At 73.1% G+C, this 20234-nt stretch carries 21 protein-coding genes; 4 read left to right on the top strand and 17 right to left on the bottom strand.

Going from position 1 to position 20234, the window contains the following annotated elements:
* Positions 1-4: 4 nt before the first annotated feature.
* The 3 genes from I6J71_RS28220 to I6J71_RS28210 form a co-directional block, all read right to left on the bottom strand.
* Complete coding sequence (locus I6J71_RS28220; protein ID WP_204089630.1) at positions 5-643, bottom strand: HD domain-containing protein; 639 nt, start codon at positions 641-643, stop codon at positions 5-7.
* A 102-nt stretch (positions 644-745) separates the two neighbouring features.
* Entirely contained in the window at positions 746-1198 is a 453-nt protein-coding gene (locus I6J71_RS28215; protein WP_204089629.1) for a MarR family winged helix-turn-helix transcriptional regulator, read from the bottom strand.
* 79 nt (positions 1199-1277) lie between these two features.
* Positions 1278-2519: a carboxypeptidase-like regulatory domain-containing protein gene (locus I6J71_RS28210; protein ID WP_204089628.1), complete on the bottom strand. Its 1242-nt coding sequence runs from the start codon at positions 2517-2519 to the stop codon at positions 1278-1280.
* A 145-nt stretch (positions 2520-2664) separates the two neighbouring features.
* Between I6J71_RS28210 and I6J71_RS28205 the strand changes: the two genes are divergently transcribed.
* Together I6J71_RS28205 and proC are read left to right on the top strand one after the other, a co-directional pair.
* Positions 2665-3654: a proline racemase family protein gene (locus I6J71_RS28205; protein ID WP_239153954.1), complete on the top strand. Its 990-nt coding sequence runs from the start codon at positions 2665-2667 to the stop codon at positions 3652-3654.
* On the top strand, positions 3651-4457 hold the full coding sequence (proC, locus tag I6J71_RS28200; RefSeq protein ID WP_204089626.1) for a pyrroline-5-carboxylate reductase: 807 nt from the start codon (positions 3651-3653) through the stop codon (positions 4455-4457). The genes I6J71_RS28205 and proC overlap by 4 nt, the downstream gene beginning before the upstream one ends.
* Here the strand turns inward: proC and I6J71_RS28195 are convergent.
* The 12 genes from I6J71_RS28195 to I6J71_RS28140 all read right to left on the bottom strand — a co-directional run bounded on the left by I6J71_RS28195 (position 4454) and on the right by I6J71_RS28140 (position 15235).
* Positions 4454-5353, bottom strand: coding sequence for a MurR/RpiR family transcriptional regulator (locus I6J71_RS28195; protein ID WP_204089625.1), 900 nt, complete (start codon positions 5351-5353; stop codon positions 4454-4456). The two genes, proC and I6J71_RS28195, sit on opposite strands and share 4 nt — an antisense overlap.
* Before the next feature lie 101 nt (positions 5354-5454).
* Positions 5455-5628 (bottom strand): three-helix bundle dimerization domain-containing protein, encoded by a 174-nt coding sequence (locus I6J71_RS28190; protein ID WP_239153953.1) that lies wholly within the window; start codon positions 5626-5628, stop codon positions 5455-5457.
* 131 nt (positions 5629-5759) lie between these two features.
* Positions 5760-7148: an aspartate ammonia-lyase gene (locus I6J71_RS28185; RefSeq protein ID WP_204089624.1), complete on the bottom strand. Its 1389-nt coding sequence runs from the start codon at positions 7146-7148 to the stop codon at positions 5760-5762.
* Complete coding sequence (locus I6J71_RS28180) at positions 7145-8440, bottom strand: dihydroorotase (protein WP_204089623.1); 1296 nt, start codon at positions 8438-8440, stop codon at positions 7145-7147. The genes I6J71_RS28185 and I6J71_RS28180 overlap by 4 nt, the downstream gene beginning before the upstream one ends.
* Positions 8437-9294 carry a dihydroorotate oxidase electron transfer subunit gene (locus tag I6J71_RS28175; protein WP_204089622.1) on the bottom strand — a complete coding sequence of 286 codons (858 nt, stop codon included), beginning with the start codon at positions 9292-9294 and terminating at the stop codon, positions 8437-8439. The genes I6J71_RS28180 and I6J71_RS28175 overlap by 4 nt, the downstream gene beginning before the upstream one ends.
* Positions 9291-10586 carry a Zn-dependent hydrolase gene (locus tag I6J71_RS28170; protein ID WP_204089621.1) on the bottom strand — a complete coding sequence of 432 codons (1296 nt, stop codon included), beginning with the start codon at positions 10584-10586 and terminating at the stop codon, positions 9291-9293. The genes I6J71_RS28175 and I6J71_RS28170 overlap by 4 nt, the downstream gene beginning before the upstream one ends.
* Positions 10583-11056 (bottom strand): hypothetical protein, encoded by a 474-nt coding sequence (locus I6J71_RS28165; RefSeq protein WP_204089620.1) that lies wholly within the window; start codon positions 11054-11056, stop codon positions 10583-10585. Before I6J71_RS28165 ends, I6J71_RS28170 begins: the two co-directional genes overlap by 4 nt.
* 29 nt (positions 11057-11085) lie before the next feature.
* On the bottom strand, positions 11086-11523 hold the full coding sequence (locus I6J71_RS28160; protein WP_204089619.1) for a hypothetical protein: 438 nt from the start codon (positions 11521-11523) through the stop codon (positions 11086-11088).
* Positions 11520-12317 carry an IclR family transcriptional regulator gene (locus tag I6J71_RS28155; protein ID WP_204089618.1) on the bottom strand — a complete coding sequence of 266 codons (798 nt, stop codon included), beginning with the start codon at positions 12315-12317 and terminating at the stop codon, positions 11520-11522. The genes I6J71_RS28160 and I6J71_RS28155 overlap by 4 nt, the downstream gene beginning before the upstream one ends.
* Positions 12318-12331: 14 nt before the next feature.
* A complete protein-coding gene (locus I6J71_RS28150; RefSeq protein ID WP_204089617.1) occupies positions 12332-13576 on the bottom strand; it encodes an MFS transporter in 1245 nt (414 codons plus the stop codon).
* A 38-nt stretch (positions 13577-13614) separates the two neighbouring features.
* On the bottom strand, positions 13615-14586 hold the full coding sequence (locus I6J71_RS28145; protein ID WP_204089616.1) for a dihydroorotate dehydrogenase: 972 nt from the start codon (positions 14584-14586) through the stop codon (positions 13615-13617).
* A 304-nt stretch (positions 14587-14890) separates the two neighbouring features.
* Positions 14891-15235: a cupin domain-containing protein gene (locus I6J71_RS28140; RefSeq protein ID WP_204089615.1), complete on the bottom strand. Its 345-nt coding sequence runs from the start codon at positions 15233-15235 to the stop codon at positions 14891-14893.
* Between the two features lie 128 nt (positions 15236-15363).
* On the opposite strand from I6J71_RS28140, the gene I6J71_RS28135 reads away from it, so the two are divergent.
* Positions 15364-15933: a maleylpyruvate isomerase family mycothiol-dependent enzyme gene (locus tag I6J71_RS28135; RefSeq protein ID WP_239155460.1), complete on the top strand. Its 570-nt coding sequence runs from the start codon at positions 15364-15366 to the stop codon at positions 15931-15933.
* A gap of 131 nt (positions 15934-16064) precedes the next feature.
* Here the strand turns inward: I6J71_RS28135 and I6J71_RS28130 are convergent, their stop codons facing one another.
* On the bottom strand, positions 16065-16457 hold the full coding sequence (locus I6J71_RS28130; protein ID WP_204089613.1) for an Lsr2 family protein: 393 nt from the start codon (positions 16455-16457) through the stop codon (positions 16065-16067).
* 172 nt (positions 16458-16629) lie between these two features.
* On the bottom strand, positions 16630-17619 hold the full coding sequence (locus I6J71_RS28125) for a LacI family DNA-binding transcriptional regulator (protein WP_204089612.1): 990 nt from the start codon (positions 17617-17619) through the stop codon (positions 16630-16632).
* 261 nt (positions 17620-17880) lie between these two features.
* On the opposite strand from I6J71_RS28125, the gene I6J71_RS28120 reads away from it, so the two are divergent.
* The gene (locus tag I6J71_RS28120) at positions 17881-20181 is read left to right on the top strand and encodes a Tat pathway signal sequence domain protein (RefSeq protein ID WP_204089611.1); all 2301 of its coding nucleotides are present in this window, start codon (positions 17881-17883) and stop codon (positions 20179-20181) included.
* The last annotated feature ends 53 nt before the right edge of the window (positions 20182-20234 follow it).

The following is a 20234-nucleotide window of genomic DNA, read 5'->3' as shown; positions in this document are numbered from 1 at the left end:
CTCGTCACTCCGCCCAGTCGGAGTTCTCGATGACGTCGACGAAGTCGGTGTGCTTGAACCCCGGCACGAAGTGCTCCAGCACGTCGGCGTTCACGGTGCCGAACGTCGAGTCCGGGCGGTGGGCGAAACCGTCCTTGAACGCCTGCAGGATCTGCCGCTTGAAGTCCGGGCGCGGGTGGGCGGCGGTGACGGCGTCGAGGTCGGCCTTGGCCAGGCGGTCGAGGTTCAGGCCGAGCACGTCGGTCTCCACCCCGGCCGTGGTGGCGGCGATCTCCGGCGCCATCTTGTACGGCACCTCGGGCGTGGTGTGCAGCGCGATAGCGGTCCAGACCACATCGGCGTCGGCGGCGGACCGACCGTGCGCGAGCAGGAACTCCTTGGCGTGGTCGGCGCCGTCGAGTTCGAAGCGCTGCTGTTCACCGCGCCACGGCGGGACGAGGCCCGTATCGTGGAACAGCGCGGCGACGTACAGCAATTCCGGGTCGGGGTCGATGCCGAGGGCGCGCGCCTGCAGGCTGCCGAACAGGAAGACGCGGCGCGAGTGGTGGAACAGCAGTTCGGTGGACTCCTCGCGGATCAGCGAGGTCACCTCGGCGACGAGTTCGGTGTCCGGCACGGTGATCCCGGCGATCGTCTCGGTCATCACGACTCCCTCTTCGAGAAACTGGGTGGTCCTCGAAGTATGCCGCCGTGAGTCCCGGGTCCGCTCCGTCCGCACGGGCCACGAACCCCACCGATAGGGACATCAGCGCCGCGCGATCCGGCGCAGGACGTCGGTGAATGTCGTGCGCTGCTCGTCGGTGAGCCCGCCCAGCACCGTTTCCTCGGTCGTCGCCACCAGCGGCGCGACGCGGCGCAGCACCCGGACGCCGTCGTCGGTGATGCGCAGCAGCTTGCGCCGGCGATTGGCCGGGTCGATGCGCCGCGCGACGTACCCGCGTTCTTCGAGGCGGGCGAGCAGTGGGGTGAGCGTGGCCGGATCCGTGCCGGTGGTCTCGGCGAGCGCGGCCTGGTCGAGGCCGGGGGAGGCGCGCAACGCCCGCAACGCGGCGTACTGCGGCGGAGTCAGCTCGCGGACGGTTTCCTGCCACGCCGCCGTGTAGCTGCGCAATGCGTGCCGCAGCAGGTAGAGCGGCGCCTCGCCCAGTGGCCGCTCGGGGCTCTCGGCGTCCGCGCGCCGGTCCGATCCGGTGTCCATCGTGTGTCGGCCTCCCGCGTTCCCGGCCACCCGTGTCCGGAGCCACCGCCGGATCGCGGTGGCCGGGCTCAAGGCTGCCTCATGCGGTGGGGGAGTACGCGGGGACCACCGCCGGCTCGGCGGGGCGCGGCGCCGCCACGAGGGTCAGATCGGCCGCGGCGGTGGTGCCCGCCGCGACGGTCAGCGCCCGCGTTTCCGGCCGGAACCCCTCGGCGACGGCGGTCAGCGTCACCTCGCCCGGCGTCAGGCCGGTCAGGTGGAACCGGCCGTGCGAGTCGGTTTCGGCGCGGGCCGCGACGGCGCCGAGCGAGTCCGTCACCACGACGACCGCCGGGGTGCTCACGCGGCCATCGAGGCTGCCGACGGGCCGCGGCAGGGTGCGCGGTGTGCGGCCGCGCTCCCGCACGTGGATCAGCAGGGCGGCACCGAGCGACCACGCGACGAGCGTGAGGACCGGCACCAGCAGGTGCGCACCGTGGAAGTAGGCCAGGTCCGCGAGCGCGCGCACCGCCGCGCCCGGCGGCAGCACGGCCGACACCCACCGCGCCGGCTCGGGCAGCAGGTTCACCCCCAGCACCCCGCCGCTCGTCGAGTTGCCGACGGTGATCAGCAGCAGCGTGGACAGCGGGATGCCGAGCGCGCCGAACCACGTGCCCAGGGCCTTCGTCGCGAGCGCGGTCGACGCGGACAGCAGGCCCAGCGTCAAGGCCAGCGGCACGAACGGGGCGGGCAGCGCGCCGAACACGGGTCCGGCCAGCGTCGCCGCGACGACGCCCGACAGCACCGCGAAGCCCGCCAGCGCCGCCATGCGGTGGCGTAGCTGGATCCGCCGCGCGGCCGCGAGCAGGTTCTGCGCCAGCGCGAACGACGCCAGCGTCACGCCGAACGCCACGTAGAAGCCCGACATGCCCTTGCTGTCGAACGCCGACAGCGGCAGCACGTCCGTGATCACCAGATGCTGCCCCGTGTGCTGCGCGAACGCGGTCACCAGCTTCTCGGCGGCCGAGACCGTCGTCGCGCCGCTTGCGCCGGCCACGTCCAGCTGCAGGTGCCCGGCCTGGCTCGTCAGGATTGCGACGGCGTCGCCGTGGTGCAGCAGCGTGTCGCCGGCCGCCCGGTCGGCCACGGGCACGACGTCGACGGCCTGCCCGGCCGCTCCCGCCAGCTCGTCCCGCAGCTGCCCGCCGGCCACCGCGACGGGCACCTGGTAGGGCTGCGGGCTCCGCTGGAACCCGACGTAGAGCCCGATGAACACCAGCACCAGCAGCAGGGAAATCCCCAGCGGCTGCCACCACCAGCGGTGGCGGGCGATCGTGGCCATCTTCATGACTGTTACAACTATTCGTACACGAATGGTATTCCGCAACGAGGGCCCGTGACGACGTTCACAGACCTTTCCGTAGTGAAAACTACCAGGTATGGTCTGCTGTCATGAACACTACAAAAAGGTGTCCACAGTGGACCCGGTGAGCGTCACCGACTACCACACGGCGGGAGAACCCTTCCGCATCGTCACGGCCGGGGCCCCGGAGATCCCCGGCGCCACCGTGCTCGAGCGGCGCGAGGCGGCCCGTTCCACGCCGGCCATCGACGCGGTGCGCGAGCTGCTCGTGAACGAACCGCGCGGGCACGCGGCGATGTACGGCTGCTTCCTCGTGCCGCCGGAAACTCCGGGCTCGCTCTTCGGCGTGCTGTTCTGGCACCGCGAGGGTTACTCGACCGCCTGCGGTCACGGCACGATCGCGCTCGGCGCGTGGGCCGTGCGCACCGGTCGCGTCGAGGCCGTGCGCGACGGCGTCACGGAGGTGCCGATGGACGTGCCCTCGGGCCGCGTCGTCGCCGCGGTGACGAGCGAGGGCGGTGAGGTGCGGAAGGTGGCCTTCCGCAACGTCGATGCGTCCGTGCTCGGCCGCGACATCGAGGTGGCCACGAAACTCGGGCCCGTGAAGGTGGACCTCGCCTACGGCGGCGCGATCTACGCGTGCGTCCCGGCTTCCGCGGTCGGGCTGGCCGTGCTGCCCGAGCACCACACCGACCTCGTCGCCGCCGGCCGCGAGATCAAGGCCGCGCTGAGCGGCACCGAGTGGGCGCGCCACACCGACAGCCGGCTCAGCGGTGTCTACGGCGTCATCTTCCACGACGACCTCGGCGACACCGGGCACGGCCCCCACCAGCGCAACGTGACGGTCTTCGCCGACGGTCAAGTCGACCGTTCCCCTTGCGGCTCCGGCACTTCCGCGCGCCTCGCGCTGCTCGCCGCCGAGGGCCGGCTGCGCGAGGGCGACGTCCTCACCCACGACTCGATCATCGGCACGACCTTCGCCGGCCGCATCCTCGCGACGCGGGAGAACGGCAGCGTCGTGACGGAGATCGAAGGCACCGCACACCGCACGGGCGAGAGCGTGTTCACCCTCGACCCGGAAGACGAATTGGGAACGGGGTTCACACTGCGATGACGAAACTGGCCATCATCGGCGGCGGCAACATGGGCGAAGCGCTGCTCGCCGGCATGCTCGCCGGCCCGGAACCGACGTTCACGCCCTCCGATGTCGTCGTGGTCGAGCTCGCCGAGGAGCGCGCCGCGTACCTGCGTGAGCGGTACGGCGTCGCCACGGCCGCGGCGGGTCCGGCGATCCGCTCGGCGGGCACCGTGCTGCTGACGGTCAAGCCGTACCACGTCGACGACCTGTTCGCTGCTGTCGCGGACGACGTACACGACGACCAGCTGTTCGTCTCCGCCGTCGGCGGTGTGCGCATCGCGCGGCTCGAGGCACTGCTGCCGGGCAAGCCCGCGGTGGTGCGCTGCATGCCAAACACGCCCGTGTCGGTCGGCCGTGGTCTGGTCGCGATCAGCGCGGGCACCTACGCGGGCGACGCCGAACTCGACCGCGCGCAGGCGATGTTCGAGCCCGTCGGCAAGGTCGTGCGGGTCGAGGAGAGCCGGATGGACGCGATCACCGCGCTGTCGGGCAGTGGTCCCGCGTACTACTTCTTCCTCACCGAAGCGCTGATCGAAGCCGGGATCCTGCTGGGCCTGCCGCGGCCGCTGGCCGAAGAGCTGGTGAAGACGAACGCGGCCGGCGCCGCCGAGATGCTGCAGCAGCCCGGCGCCGATCCGGTGCGGATGCGCGCCGCCGTGACGAGTCCGGGCGGCGCGACCATCGCGGCGATCCGGCAGTTCGAAGAGCGCGGCGTACGCGCGGCGGTGATGACGGCCATCGAGGCCGCGCGGGACCGGGCGGGCGAAATGGGCCGTTAGGGCCGGCCGGGCCGCCGCGGGCGCAGGTCCCGCGGCACGAGGGCGGTGCGCAGGGCCACGAGCAGGTCCGTCCGCTGCGAGACGGCCGCTGGGTCCTTGCGCGCCAGCCCGGCCAGCAGGCAGTCGACGACGAGCGAAGCGCCCAGGCCGTCGTGGGACAGGCCGCTGAGGGATTGCACGGCGGTGAGCGTCACGTCGACCCGGCCGGCGAGCGCGGGCCGGGTCGAGTTGGTGATCAGCAGCACGCGCGCGCCGATTTCACGCGCGTGCTCGACGAGCGTCTTGATGTCGTGCAGCACGCGATCGGGCACGTTCAGCACCACGAGGTCGCCCGCCGTGAGCCGCACCAGGTCGTCCGCGAGCCGGAACCCGGTGGCCGACGTGCTCCACGCGCGCCGGCCGAGCCGGTGCAGCCGGGTCACGAGGTACTGCATCGGCAACTCGGACGGGCCGAGGCCGTACCCGAGCACCTCTTCGGCATCGTCGAGCAGGTCCACGGCGGCGGCGAACTCGGGCGTGGTGAGCAGCCGGCGGGTCTCGGTGAGCCGCTCGACCGACTCGGTGAGGACCTGGTCGAGCAGGGCGGCCGGGTCGCCACCGGCCTGCTCGATGCGCTCCCGCAGCCTCGTCGCGGGGTTGGTGTCGCCGACGACCTGCTTGCCGACCTCGCGCTTGAGCTCGGGCAGGCCGGAGTAGCCGAGCGCTTTCACCGCGCGCACCACGGTCGCGTCACTCGTGCCGCTGAGCGTGCCGAGGTCGCCGGCGGTGGAGAGCAGGATCGCCTGCTGGTGGCGCATCAGGTAGTCCGCCACCCGCTGCTCGGCGGGGGACAGCTCGGCGAACCGCTCGGCCACGCGGGCGCTGAGTGGATCGGCCTTCTCGTCACGGGCGGTCACGCCCCGAGCCTACCCAGCACCGGTCCCGCCCCCACCGCGCCCGACGACGGTGCACAGTGGACGGTGCCGGGAGCTGACTTTTCAGCGCCGCGCCGACCGGCTCAGGCGAGTGGCCGGTTCCCCAGCGCCGCCCGTACGGCGCGCTCGACGAGGATCGGCACGAACGCCTGGATCCGCGCCTCGCGGAACCGCGCGCGCTCGCGTTCCACGAGTTCGTGCACCGACGCCGCGCCCACGGCCGCGAAGTCGCTGCTGAGGCGAGCTTCCAGGTACACGTAGTGGGGAGTCGGGCTGTGCCGGCGCCGCGGCGTCGAGGGCGGGCGTGCTCATGGCGCCTCCAGCTGTCACCCGATGGAGGTTTCATTGCAGTACAACCAGGTGAACGTGGGATGAACGGTAACCGTCGTCACGGTGTCGGCGACGGCAGGCCCAGCAGCGTGTCGAGCTGCTCCGCGGTGAGCAGGCCGTCCTCGACGACGAGCTCGTGGATCGACCGGCCGGTGACCGACGCCCGCTTCGCCAGCGCGCTCGCCGCTTCGTAGCCGATCACGGGATTCAGCGCGGTCACGAGCCCGATCGACTCGAAGACCCGGCGGCGCAGCTGCTCGGTGTTGGCGGTGATCCCGGTGACGCAGCGGCGGGCCAGCGTGCGGGCGCCGGTGCGCAGGTGGCGCAGGGACTTCAGCAGCGAGTGGGCGATGATCGGCTCGAACGCGTTGAGCTGCAACTGCCCCGCCTCGGCCGCCAGCGTCACCGTGGTGTCGTTGCCGATCACCTCGAACGCGATCTGGTTGACGACCTCGGGGATCACCGGGTTGACCTTGCCCGGCATGATGCTCGACCCGGCCTGCACCTTCGGCAGCCGGATCTCGTTCAGCCCGGCCTGCGGGCCCGACGAGAGCAGCCGCAAGTCGTTGCAGGTCTTCGAAAGCTTCACCGCGACGCGCTTGAGCACGCCGGACAGCTGCACGAACACCCCGACGTCCGCCGTCGCCTCCACGAGGTCGCCCGCGGTCACGAGCGGCAGCCCGGTGAGCCGGGCGAGGTGCGCGCACGCGAGCCGCGCGTAGTCGGGGTGCGCGTTGAGGCCCGTGCCGATCGCGGTGCCGCCGAGGTTGATCTCGGTGAGCAGCGTGAGCGCTTCGGCGAGCCGCTGCTCGTCTTCGCCCAGCGTCACGGCGAACGCGGTGAATTCCTGGCCGAGTGTCATCGGCACGGCGTCCTGCAGCTGCGTGCGCCCGATCTTCACCACCCCGGCGAACTCTCGGCCCTTGGCGTGCAGCGCGGCGCGCAGCTCGGCCATCGCGCCGAGCAGTTCGGTGGCGGCCGCGTGCACCGCGAGCTTGACCGCGGTGGGGTAGACGTCGTTGGTCGACTGGCCGAGGTTCACGTCGTCGATCGGGTGCAGGTGCGCGTAGTCCCCGCGCGGCCGGCCGAGCAGCTCCAGCGCACGGTTGGCCACGACTTCGTTGACGTTCATGTTCGACGACGTGCCGGCACCGCCCTGGATCACGTCGACGGGGAACTCCTCGTGCAGCCGGCCGGCCTCGATCTCCTTGCACGCGGCGACGATCGCCTCCGTCTTGCCCGCGGGCAGCAGGCCGACGTCGCGGTTGGCCAGCGCGGCCGCGTGCTTCACGCGGGCGAGCGCGACCACGAGCTCGGGGTGGGTGGCCAGCGGCAGGCCGCTGATGGGGAAGTTGGCCGTGGCACGGCGGGTGTGCACGCCGTAGTACGCCCCGGCCGGGACGGCGAGCTCGCCGATCAGGTCGCGTTCGGTGCGGGTGGTGGTCATCGGGTACTCCCGGGGAAGAGCCCGCCGCGGTCGGCGGTGACGTGCCCGTCGACGACGGTCGCGACGGGCCGGTGGGTGAAAGTCAGGCCTTCGAACGGGGTGTTGTGCGACCGGCCGGCGGTGTCGGCCGGGTCGACCGTCCAGCGCGCCCGCGGGTCGACGAGGGTGAACGTCGCGGGTTCGCCGGCGGCGATCGGGCGGCCCGCGACGCCGGTGATACCGCCGATCCGCGCGGGCGCGTGCGCCATGCGCTCGGCCACCAGGGCCCAGTCCGCGCCGAGTGCTTCCACCACGACCGCGAGCGCCGTCTCCAGCCCGGTCATGCCGAACGGCGCCCCGCACCAGTCGGCCGCCTTCGCCGCGGCGGGGTGCGGCGCGTGGTCGGTGGCGACGGCGTCGATCGTGCCGTCGCGCAAGGCCTCCCGCAGCGCGGCCACGTCCTGGGCCGAGCGCAGCGGTGGGTTGACCTTGTAGCGGGTCTGGGCGGTCGCAGCGTCGGTGTCGGTGAGCAGCAGGTGGTGCGGGGTCACCTCGGCCGTCACCGGCCAGCCCTGCGCCTTGGCCCAGCGCACGAGAGCGACCGTGCGGGCCGTGGACACGTGGCACACGTGCAGCGCTGCCCCGGCGTCGGCCGCCAGCACCACGTCACGCGCGACGATCGTTTCCTCGCCCGTCGACGGCCACGGCGGCAGCCCGGTGCGCTCGGCCGCGGGTCCGGCGTTGATCTGGCCGGAGCCGGCGAGCCGGCCGCACTGCGCGTGCTGCGCGATGACGGTGCCGGTGCGGGCGGCGACGGCGAGGGCCTCGCGCACGAGCACGGGGTCGTCGACGCAGCGCCCGTCGTCGGAGAACATCCTGGCGCCCGCCCCGGCCATGGCCGCCAGCGGCGCGAGCCGTTGTCCCGCCAGGCCTTCGGTGATGGCGCCGACCGCGTGCACGCGGGCCGAGGCGGTGCGCTCGGCGAGGCCGAGCACGTGCTCGACCCGCTCGGGAGAGTCGGTGACGGGCGAGCAGTTGGCCATGGCGAACACGTCGGAGTAGCCACCGGCGGCCGCCGCGGCGGTCCCCGTGGCGATGGTCTCGGCTTCCTCGCCCCCGGGCTCGCGCAGGTGCGTGTGCAGGTCGACGAAGGCGGGCAGCAGCACGAGCCCGGCGGCGTCGACAACCTCCGGCGCAGGACTGGTGCCGGCGGGCCGGAACCCGGCGATCCGGCCGGCGCGCACGACGACGTCCACGGGGTCGCCGCCGAGTGGGGAGACCCCGGACAGGACCACGTTCCCGAGCGCGGTCATCGCGTGCCCTCGAGCCGGAAGACGGGGCCGTCCTTGCAGATGAGCGGCGACTCCTCGGGCCCGCTGCGCGTGCCGGTGGCGCAGCCGTGGCAGTACCCCAGTCCACACGCCATGTGCGCTTCCAGCGACACCTGCACTTCGGCGTCCCAGCGGTCGGCCAGCTCGCCGCACAGCCAGGCCAGCCGGTCGGACCCGCAGGTCAGGATCCGCCGCGGCGGCGCTTCGTCCAAAGTGGACGTCAGGAGCCGGCGCAGGTGCTCGACGCCACTGGTGCCTTCGGCGTCGGTCACGGTGAGCACCTGTTCGGCGCCGCAGTCGCGGTAGAACTCCGCGCCGATCACCGCTTCCGGGGTGCGCCCGCTGGCGACGGCGACCACCCCCGTCGCGGTCCCGGCGAGGTCCTGCGCCACGGTCGTGAGTGAACACGTGCCGATGCCCCGCCCGACGAGCAGCACGCGCTCGGTGTCCGCCGGCACGGCGAACCCGCGCCCGAGCGGACCGACCACGAGCATCGCCTCGCCCGCGGTGAACGTGGTGAGCTTGCGCGTGCCGTCACCGACCACGCCGTAGACGACCTCGATGGTGCCCGCCTCCGCGTCGCGTCGGTAGATCGCCATCGGCCGCGGCAGCACGGGCCCGCGTTCGCGGTGGCGCGCGGCGGTGAGCATCACGAACTGGCCCGCGGCCGCGGTGCGGGCGATGGTCGGGGCGTGCAGCCGCAGGTACTGGTAGCGGTCGGCTTCCGGGCGGTGCTCCAGCACTTCGGCGTGGTGCCACGTCGGGGCCGGCCCGTCGGCGCCGGTCGCGGGGAGCGGCGTCACGTGGTCGCGCACGGCGCGCACTGCGGTGGTCATGCGTCCTCCGAACCCGGGACGGGGAAAGCGCTGTCGAGCGCGAGCAGGCTGTGGGCGAGCACCTCGGTGCCGCGGGCGAGGTCGGCGACGTCGGTCCATTCGTCGGGGCTGTGGCTCACCCCGTCGCGGCTGGGCACGAAGATCATGCCGGTCGGCGTGACGTGGTTGACCATCTGCGCGTCGTGGCTCGCGCCGCTGGGCAGGACCCGGTGCGCGTACCCGAGTTCGGCACAGGTGGCCGCGACGACGTCGGTGACGCGCCGCGGTAGCAGCACGGGGGACGCGTCGGCCAGCGCGTGGGCGCTGAACCCGACGCCCCGGCGCGCGGCGATGGCGCCCGCGCGTTCGACGATCTCCGCTGCGGTGAGGCGCTGGCGGTCGCCGTCGACATCGCGGACGTCGACGTGCAGCTGTGCCCGCCCGGCGATCGTCGTGATGGAACCGGGCGCCGAGTCGAGGCGGCCGACGGTCGCCCGCGTGCCGTGGTGGCGGCTGTCGGTGGCGATCGACTCGACCAGCAGCACGATCTCCGCCGCCGCCGCGAGCGTGTCGGCGCGCTGGTGCATCGGGGTGCCGCCGGTGTGCGAGGCGCGGCCGGTGAGGTCGAGCCGGAAGCGGGTGCTGCCGGAAATGAGGTCGACGACGCCGAGCGGGAGGCCGGTCGACTCGAGCACACTGCCCTGCTCGATGTGCAGCTCCAGGAAGGCCGCCCAGTCCGCCGGCTGCCAGCGCGCGCTCGCCGCGCCCGCGGGATCGAGTCCGACCGAGCGCATCGCCTCCGCCAGGGTCACGCCGTCGGCGTCGGCTTTCGTGTCGAGATCGGCGGCGCCCGTGAGGCCGGCCGCGATGCGGCTGCCGGTGCAGGCCTGGCCGAACCGCGCGCCCTCCTCGGCGGCGAACACGACGAACCGCACGGGGTGGGCCGGGCGCACGTCGTGCTCGGTGTAGAGCCGTGCCGTCTCCATCGCGGCGACCACGCCGGCGATGCCGTCGAACGCGCCGGCGTTCGGGACGCTGTCCAGGTGCGAACCCGTGCCGAGCGCGGGCGCCCCCGGCGCCGTGCCGGGGAGTTCGGCGATCGTGTTGCCCGCGGCGTCCGTGTGCACGGTCAGGCCCAATGCTGTGCCGTGCTCGGCGAAGCGCGCGTGCGCGCGCCGCTCGAGCGGGGTGTGCGCGAGCCGCGTCACGCCCGGGCCGGAGTCCGGTTCGGACAGTGCGGCGAATTCGTCCAGCCACCGGGCGAGCCGGGTTTCGTCGGCGCGCAACCGGAAGTCCACCGTGGACGCGGTCATCGGAGCGCCTCCGGCGGTTCGGCCAGGAGGGCGACGGCAGGCGGGCCGGTCACCTCGGCGAGCGCGGGCGTGGTGAGGACCGCCGCCACGGCTGTGACTTCGGCGCGCGCGGTGGCGGCCAGGTTCAGCAGCGTGCGCAGCCGGTTGGGTTGCCACGCGGTGCCCAGGAGGGCGACGCGGGCGCCGGCCGCGACGGGCGGGTAGAAGCCCACCACGCCTTCGAGTTCGGACACGCGGGTCACCGCGGCGCCGAGGCGGCGGGCGACCACGTGGGCGAGCACGGCGTCGTCGGCGCCGTGCCACACCGCGACCTGGTCCACCGCATACGCGGCGAGCAGTTCGGCCACCGCGGTGCCGACGAGCTCGGTCGCGGCAGGGTCGAGGTGGGTGTTGAGCGTGGGTCCGTAGGTGTCGGGGCTGACGCCGAGCTTGCGCACGGCCGCGCCCGCGTCCTGCACGGGAGTCGTCATGACGGGTTCTCCGAAGTGGGGGAAGGAAATCAGGCGAACGCAGGGGTGCCGTCGGCCGCGAACACGCTCAGCGTGGCGACGGGTTCGGCGCCGGCCGCGCGCACGCGGCCGGCCAGGGTGGCGGCCGGGTCGGCGCGGGGTGTGACCACCGCGACGCGGTCGCCGTGGTGCACCTCGCCCCGCGCGCCGTCCGCGCCGGTGATCGTGACCGGCAGCCCGGTGTGCAACGCGAGCGCCGTGGTCAGGGCGACCGCGTCGGTGTCGCCGCCGGTCACCAGCCGGTCGACGGCGGCCGGCAGCTCGGCCGCGAGCAGGGCCGCGGCGCGCCGCAGCAGCGCGGGCCGCGTGGCGAACGCGGTGGCGCCCACGGCGAGCAGATCTGCGCGCAGCTCCGCGCGGCGGCGGGCGGCGCCCACGAACACCCCCGTGGTGTCGAGCGCCGTGGCCAGATCCTGATCGAGGCTCATCGCGCGCTCCTCGCCGCGCCACCGGTGGCGGTCGTGACCTCGCCGCCGGTGAACCCGAGCTCGGCCGACAGCTCGCGCGCGGCGGTGAGCACCGCGTCCGTCGCCGCGGCGCGCGCGTCGCGTTCGCGCATCCGGCCGCCGGCCGCGGCCAGCGTGACGCTCGCCGCCACCGCACCCGTCGAGGTGAACACCGGTGCCGCGACCGCCCACACGCCGCGGTCCAGTTCGTCGTCGCAGATGTCATAGCCCCGGGCACGCACGAGCGCGAGGTGCTCGACGAGTTCGTCCACTGTCGTCGGGGTGTCGGGGGTGAACGCGTCGAGCGGCTGGGTTTCCAGCACTCGCCGGGCCGCGGCCTCGGGCAGGTAGGCCAGCAGGCTGCGGCTCGACGCGGCGGCGTGCAGCGGCATCTCCTGGCCGATGCGCACGAACAGCCGCAGCGGGTGCCGTCCCTCCACGAGCGCCACGCACACCGCGCGGGCGCCGATCAGTTCGGTGAGGAACACCGTCTCGCCGCTGCCCTCGGCGGCGTCGACCACCGCCTGGTGCGGGCTGGCCAGCAGGGCCGTGCGCTGCTGGGCCGGTTCGCCCAGCTGGCGCGCGGCCGGGCCGAGGAAGTAGCGCTTGTTGGTGGGGGAGCGGGTCACGAAGTTCTCCTCCATCAACGTGGTGAGCACCCGGTGCGCGCTGCCCACCGGGATGTCGAGCTCTTCGTGCAGCTCCTGGAGCGTGGCGCCCTTGCCCTTCGCCGCGAGCGCGCGAAGCACGGACAAGGCGCGGATGACGACCTGCATGCGAACCCTTCCGCTCAGGCGAGCCGCTCGGCGCGCCGGTCGGGGATGAAGACCATCGCGACCATGTCGACCACGTAGATCACGGACAGGACGCCGATCGCGAAGCCGAAGCCGTAGCTGCCGGCGACGAGCGCGACGACGATCGGGGCGAACCCGCCGACGGCGCGGCCGAGGTTGAACAGCACGTTCTGCGCGGTGGCCCGGATCGCCGTGGGGTAGAGCTCCGCCATCAGCGCGCCGTAACCGCCGATCATGCCGTTGGCGAAGGCGCCCATGATCGCGCCGCCCGCCATCAGCGCCCACGGGGTGGAGAGCTGGCTGTAGCCGAGGACCGACACCGCCGCGCCGGCCTGGAAGAGCCAGAACGTCTTGCGCCGCCCGATCCGGTCGGCCAGCTCCCCGAACGCCAGGATGCCGACACCCATGCCGACCACCGTGACGGCCGTCCAGAGCCCGGACTTCGTGAGGCTGTAGCCGAACTGCGTCGCGAGGTAGGTGGGCAGCCAGGTCATGATGCCGAAGTAGCCGAAGTTCTGCACCGACGTGAGCACGAGGACGCCGATCGTCGCCCGAGTGGTGGGACCGTCGGCCACGAGCAGCTTGAGCGGTACCTTCGGTTTCCCGGCCTGGCTCTCGCGGTGGAGCGTGAACTGCTCGGGCTCGTGCAGCCGCGCGCGGAACACGATCGCGACGATCGCGGGGAACGCGCCGAGCAGGAACAGCCCGCGCCAGCCCCACGCGGTGAGCACCGGGGCGGAGACGAGCGCCGCGAGCAGCACGCCGGCCTGCCAGCCGAGGCCGACGAGTGAGGTCGCCCGGGCGCGTTTCGCCGCCGGCCACGCCTCGGCCGCGAGTGTCATGCCGATGCCGAACTCGCCGCCGATGCCGACGCCGGCGAGGAACCGGAAGATCGCGATCTCCCAGTAGCCGCTGGAGATCGCCGTGAGCCCGGTGAACACGGCGAAGAAGATCACCGAGTACGTGAGCACCCGCACGCGCCCGATCCGGTCGGACAGCACGCCGAACGCGATGCCGCCGACGACGGCGCCGATGAGCGTGATGGTCGCGAGCGAGCCGGCCTGGGTGGGCTTGAGCCCGAGGTCCGCGGAGATCGCCGAAAGGGCGAAGCCGAGGATCAGCAGGTCGAAGCCGTCCATCGCGTAGCCGAGGGACGAGGCGAACACGGCTTTGCGGGCGTAGCGCGTGGTGGTGGCTGCGGCGGGTGGCGCGGTGCTACCGGTGAGCGTTTCGTCGGACATGGGCGGGGCACTCCTCACGACGTCGGGGGGATCGGGGGTCAGGCGCGCAGGGTTCCGATGAGTTCGCAGAGCGCGCTCACCTCGAGGTCGGCGCAGGTCCGGGCGAGGTCGCGCACGATGTCGACCATCGCGTAGGGGCGGGTGAAGGTGGCGGTGCCGACCTGGACGGCGGTGGCACCCGCGATGAGGAACTCGGCGACGTCACGGGCGCTGCTGATGCCGCCGCAGCCGATCACCGGGATGTCGACGGCGGTCGCGGCCTGCCAGACCAGTCGCAGCGCCAGCGGTTTCACGGCGGGACCGGACAGGCCGCCGGTGCCGTTGCCGAGCACCGCGCGGCGCGTGCGCACGTCGACGGCCAGCGCGGGGAAGGTGTTGCTCACGGTCACGGCCGTGGCGCCGGCGCGCTCGGCGGCGCGGGCGATCTCGCCGATGTCGGTGACCCCCGGGGTGAGCTTCACGAACACCGGCAGCGGCGTGCGGGCGACGACGCCGGCCACCACGGCTTCGACGGCGGCGGGATCGGCGCCGATCATGAGCCCGTCGTGCTCGAGGTTGGGGCAGGAGACGTTGACCTCGAACGCGGCGCACTCCGCGCCGGCCAGCTCGTCGGCAACGTGGGAGTACTCGTCGACGGTGAGCCCGCCGACGCTCGCGATCACGGGGACGCCGAACTCGCGGTAGCGCGGCAGCACGTCGTGGACGAACCGGCTCGTGCCCGGGCTGGGGATGCCGACGCTGTTGAGCATGCCGAGCGCGCTTTCGGTCAGCCGGTGCGACGGGTTGCCGGACCGCCGCTGCGCGAACACCGTCTTCGTGACGACCGCGCCGAGCTCCCGCACCGGCAGCAGAGGGCCGAGCTCGGGCCCGAAGCACCCGGAGGCGGGCATCACGGGGTTCGCGAGCGTCAGCGGGCCCAGCGGGACCGACAGGTCCACGGCCGCCCGGGGCGCGGTGGCGAACAACCGGTCGCGATCGTCGCTCACCGGCCGCTCAAGCACCTCCGTCATGCGGAATCACACCCTCCATCGAACGGAAACTGAAGCTGTGAGGATGGGTGTCGGCCCGCGCGGTGTCAAGGCTGCCCGCAGCCGGCGCCTCGGCGCTGGTGAGGCCGGGTTTTCACCACACGGCGGTGCGGGGCCGGCTCGCTTCCGCGAGGCGGAAACGCCGTGGGCGGGGTTCACGGCTGTTCCGCAGGTCAGCGGGTGGCTTCGGGGGTGCGGGTGTGCGTGGGTGCGGCGGTGCGACAAATGTGCGAATGCGAACGCCGTGGGCGCGCGGGACCGCGCCGTCGCGAGTGGACGGACGGTCCTACTCGAGCCACTCCGTGACGAACCGGTCGTTCTCGTGGATGTGCACGGCCTCGTAGCGGCCCGGCCCCAGGACGACGAACTTGTGTGGTACCCCGGCCGGCACGGCGAGGACGTCCCCCGCGCGGCCTTTGCGCTGCGCGTCGCCGATCGTGAAGAGCGCGCGACCGCGCTGGATGACGAAGGTCTCGCGGTAGGGGTGGCGGTGCAGGCGTGGACCGGAGCCCGCGACGCCGGTGCTCTCGCGGATGACGGACACGCCCGCACCGACCTCGTGGCCCTCGACGTTCCGCGTCAGGGCGGCCTGGTCTTCGGCGGTGTCTTCTCCGGTGGTCGAATCGGTCATTCCGACCACGGTAGCCCCGCCCGTGCGGACCCGGGGCCGGAATTCGCGACGGCGGACTGTCGGTTTCGCGGGCCGCGGGTGGTCGCAGGGGTGACGGCGATCGGTGAAGGGAGCGGGACGTGGACCTGATGGAGCAGTACCGGGTGGCGCAGCACGGGTTCGGCGAGGTGGTGGCGCGGGTGCCCGGGGACCGGTGGGACGCGCCGTTGCCGTGTTCGGCGTGGACGACGAGGGACGTCGCGGGGCACGTCCTGTGGGGCCGGCGAATGCTGTGGGCGTGGGCGACCGGCGCGGACTACGCGGAGACAGCGGGACAACCGGGCGCCCCGAACCCAGGGGTGCTGTGTCCCGGCGACGCCGCGGCCACGTGGCGCAGGGCGTACGCGGACACCGCGGGTGGGCTGGACAGTGACGTGCCTTCGCGCGTGGCCCTGATCGACGGCGGCGAGGTGGTGCTGGCGAGCGTGCTGCCGGCGTTCGTCGCCGACACACTCGTGCACACCTGGGACGTCGCCGGCGCCGCCGGCGTGCCCGTTTCCCTCGACCAGCGGCTGGTGACGATCGTGTTCGCGTGGGCGCGGTCGACTCCGCTGCGGCGGCCGGAGTTCTTCGGGCCGGAACTCACACCGCCCACGAACGCCGGCGAAACGACGCGGATGCTCGCATTCCTCGGCCGCGAGGCGAGCCCGGTCGGCTGACCGAGGCGGCCCTGCGAAGGCCGGAGAATGATCCACTCCCGATCATTCCGGCGCGCCCGGGTGCACCGCATTTCCGCAGGCGATCAGCTGTTCCGGAATTGTCGGCGTGCCCGAGTTGCCCGGTTCCGGTGTCACGCCTTCGCGGTGGCCTTTTTCCGGCCGCCCCGCGAGCGGGGCTTCGTGCCGGCGCTGCGGCTGTCTTCGAACGCGGTGATCACGTCGGTCGGAATGCGGCCGCGTTCGGAAATGCTCCAGCCGTTCTCCGCGGCCCACGCGCGGATCTCGCGCGAGCGTTCGCGGTCCGCGGGCGTCGGGGTGGTCGAAGCGGTGCCCCGGCGCGCCTTGCGGCCGCCGGTGCGGCGCGACGCGGCGATGTAACGGGCAAACTCCTCGCGCAGGCTTTCCGCGTTCTCGTCGGAGAGGTCGATTTCGTACTGGACGCCGTCGAGACCGAAGGGCACCGTCTGGTGCGCCACGCCGCCGTCGATGTCGTCCACCATCTGGACCAGGACCTTGTGCGCCATCGGCGGTGATTCCTCCTCGAAAGTGGCCGGCCGCCACGTTTTCGGTGGCTTTCGAAGCACTGTAACATCTATCCACAGTGGATAGGGGGACCCGGTCCGGGAATTCCCGGAGTTGCCCGCAGGCGTGCCCGGTCATTTCTCCGCATTTCCGCATCGGGCCGCCGGGAATTGCTCAGCGGTTTTCGCGCACCGGGCCCGTGGACGCGCGCACGACCAGCCGCGTCGGCAGTTCCGTGACGACCCGGCCGGCCGCTTCCGCGGCGGAATGGGCCAGCACCAGGTCGACCGCGCGCCGGCCCGATTCGGCCAGCGGCATGGCGACGGTCGTGAGCGGGGGAGCGGAGACCGCCGCGTAGACGAGGTCGTCGAACCCGGTCACGCTCACCTCCTCCGGTACCGCGACGCCGCGTTCGCGCAGCCGCGCCAGCGCGCCCAGCGCCATCACGTCGTTGTAGGCGAGCACGGCCGTGACCCCGGCGGCCAGCGCCTGGTCGGCGGCCGGCGCGCCGTCCTCATAACGCGGCGCGAACGGGCCGAGTTCGCGGATCTCGACGTCGTGCGCGGCGGCGGCCGACCGCAGTCCGCGCAGCCGTTCGCTGTTGGACCACGACGTGAGGGGGCCGTTGAGGTAGGCGCAGCGCCGGTGCCCGAGCGCGGCCAGGTGCGCCACGATCTCGCGCATCCCGCCCGCGCTGTCCATCACCGTCGCGCCGATCCCGGCGACGCGCCGGTTCAGCAGCGCCAGCGGCGTCAGGCCGGCGAGTTCGGTGATGGTGGCGTCGTCGATCCCCGGTGAGCACAGCAGCACGCCGTCGGCCTGCTTCGCCATCGTGCGCACGAGCTCCTGCTCCGTCGCCGGGTCCTCGTCGCTGTCGCCGACGAGCACGGCGTGGCCGGTGTGGCGCGCCTGCGCCTGCACGCTCTTGAGCACGCCGGTGAAGAACGGGTTCCCCAGGTCCGGGACCACGATCGCGATCGCGCCGGTCTTGCCGGTGATGAGGCTGCGCGCCGCCGGGCTCGGCCGGTACCCCAGCTCGCGCACGATCTCGAGCACGCGGGCGCGCGTCGCCGCGCTGACTCGGTCGGGGGAGCCGAGCGCCCGTGACACCGTGGCCACCGACACCTCTGCCCGCCGTGCGACATCCCGGATCGTGACCGGCACGGTCCTCCTTCGCCCACCACCGCGGCGCGGCTGCGGCCCGATTGTAGGGCCGCCCGCGGTCGCCGGGGTTGTGGGCCGAGCCCCGGCTCGGCTCCGGCGTCGCGGACCGCCGCTTGTTGTACTCGCCCGGCCCGGACTGGTCAACCAGTCATCGGACGAATGGGCGGACTTCCGGTGTTGCGGGGTAAGGAGTCTCGACAACCCCGGTCAGACATCCTATGTTTTGGAGCCGACCCCCGCAGCCGAAGTCTGGAGGTCGAGATGGATGTTTCGCGCAGGACAGTGCTCGGCGGGGCGCTCGCCGGGCTCGCGGCGACCGCGGCCGGAGGTGGCGCCGCTGCCTCGGCCGCCTCGGCGAGCGATCCGGGGGGTGACGACTTCGACTGGGCCGCGTTCCTCGCCACCGCGGACCTGCGGTGGCGGCGAATGCCCACCGCGTGGACGGAGGGGCCGTTCCTCGGCAACGGGTTCCTCGGCTCGGGCATTTACGCGGAGCCGGGGAAGAACGCGGTGCGCATCAACGTCCAGCACAGCGAGGTGCAGGACCACCGGCCGCAGTATGGCGCGCTGTTCGGGCTCGCCCGGCTGCCGATCGGGTACTTCACGCTCGAACCCGTCGGCGCGATCACCGGCGTCGACTGGCGGCTGGACCTGTGGCACGCGGAGCTCACGGGCACGATCACCACGGCGGCCGGCAGCCTCGCCGTGCGCGCGATCGTCCACACGGGACAGCCGCTGCTCGCCGTCGAGGTCCGCCCGAGTGAGGGCGAACGCGGGTTCCGCTGGACGTTCCACCCGGCCGAGGCCGTGAGCCCACGCGCCGACCCGGTGTGGAAGAAGGCGCCGCCCGCCGGGTACGCCGCGAATCCGCCGGCGATCATTCGGCGGGCCGGCGACAGCAGTCTCGCCGAACAGCCGCTGCTGGCCGGCGGCGAGCACGTCACGGCCTGGCGGGACGTGACCCGCGGCGGCACCCGGACCCTGTACGCCTCGGTGGCGTGGTCGCACCCCGAACGCACGTCGGCCGAGCGGGCGCTGCGGGCCGTGCGCACCGCCGGCGAGTTCGGCGTGCTCACGCGCGAGCACCGCCGCTGGTGGCACGACCACTACCGGCGCAGCTTCGTGTCCCTGCCGGACACCCGGCTGCAGAGCTTTTACTGGATCCAGCTCTACAAGCTCGCCTCGGCCGCGCGCCGGGACGCCCCGGTGATGGCCACGTCGGGGCCGTGGCTCGAGAACACACCCTGGCCGGCCACGTGGTGGAACCTCAACGTGCAGCTGGAGTGCTGGCTCATCCACGGCTCCAACCACCTCGAGCTCGACGCCGTGAGCCGAGCGCTCGGCCAGTACCGGGCGAACCTGTCGGGGCAGCTCGCCGAGCCGTACCGTGCCGACTCCGCCGGCATCCCGCGCACCACCGACCTGACGCTGGACAACGGGATCTCCGACGCCACCAGTGGGTTCCCCGTCGGCATCCCCGGCCAGGACCCGCCCGTGCCGGAGGTCGGCAACCTCACCTGGGCCCTGCACAACGTGTGGCTCTCCTACCGCCACACGCTCGACGGCGGGCTGTTGCGCGACACACTGTTCCCGTTGCTGCGCAAGGCGATCAGCTACTACCTCCACTTCCTCGGGCCGGGCGCCGACGGCAGGCTGCACCTGCCGCCCACGTTCTCTCCGGAGTACGGCGTGGACGCCCCCGACTGCACCTACGACCTCGCCCTGCTGCGCTGGGGCTGTCGAACCCTGCTCGACCTCGCCCGCGAACTGCGGGTCAGCGACCCGCTGGCACCGCGGTGGCGCGACGTGCTGGCGAACCTCGCCCCCTACGCCGTCGACGGCAACGTTTACATGATCGGCGCCGGCGTGCCCTTCGCGAAGTCGCATCGGCACTACTCGCACCTGTTGCAGGTCTACCCGCTCTACGAGATCACGTGGGAGCAGCCGGAGAACCGCGTGCTCATCGAGAAGTCGCTCGCGCACTGGGTGGGATTCGAGGGCGCGTTGCAGGGCTACTCGTTCACCGGCGCCGCGTCGATCTCGGCGGCGATGCTGCGCGGCGACCAGGCGGCGGGGTACCTCGGCGAACTGCAGCAGCGCTACCTCGAGCCGAACACGATGTACCAGGAGTCGGGGCCGGTGATCGAAACACCGCTGTCGGCGGTGGAGTCGATGCAGGACATGCTGGTGCAGAGCTGGGGCGGGGTGCTGCGGCTTTTTCCCGCGGTCGCCGCGTCGTGGGGCGACCTCGCGCTGCGCGACTTCCGCACCGAGGGCGCGTTCCTGCTCAGCGCTTCGCGCGAAGCCGGGAAGACGCGCTGGCTCAAGGTCCACAGCGAGGCCGGGGCGCCGTGCGTGCTGCGGCCGGGCATCGACGGCGAGCTCGCGGTCACCGACGCGCGAGGCCGCGCGAAGCGGTGGCGCCGCTTGCCGAACGGCGACGTGCAGGTGGACCTGGCACGCGGTGAGGACGCGTTGGTCCACCGCGCGGGAGACCGGCCGGACTTCGCGGTGCGGCCCGTGTCGCCGGGCGGTCCGGGTGTGCCGTGGGGCCTGCCGTGATCCAGCGGACGTCGTCGCCTACCTGCGCGGGGAGGCCCCCGGGCACCTCACGG

The organism is Amycolatopsis sp. FDAARGOS 1241, assembly GCF_016889705.1.
Taxonomy (GTDB): domain Bacteria; phylum Actinomycetota; class Actinomycetes; order Mycobacteriales; family Pseudonocardiaceae; genus Amycolatopsis.
This window is presented reverse-complemented; position numbering and strand designations above follow the sequence as displayed.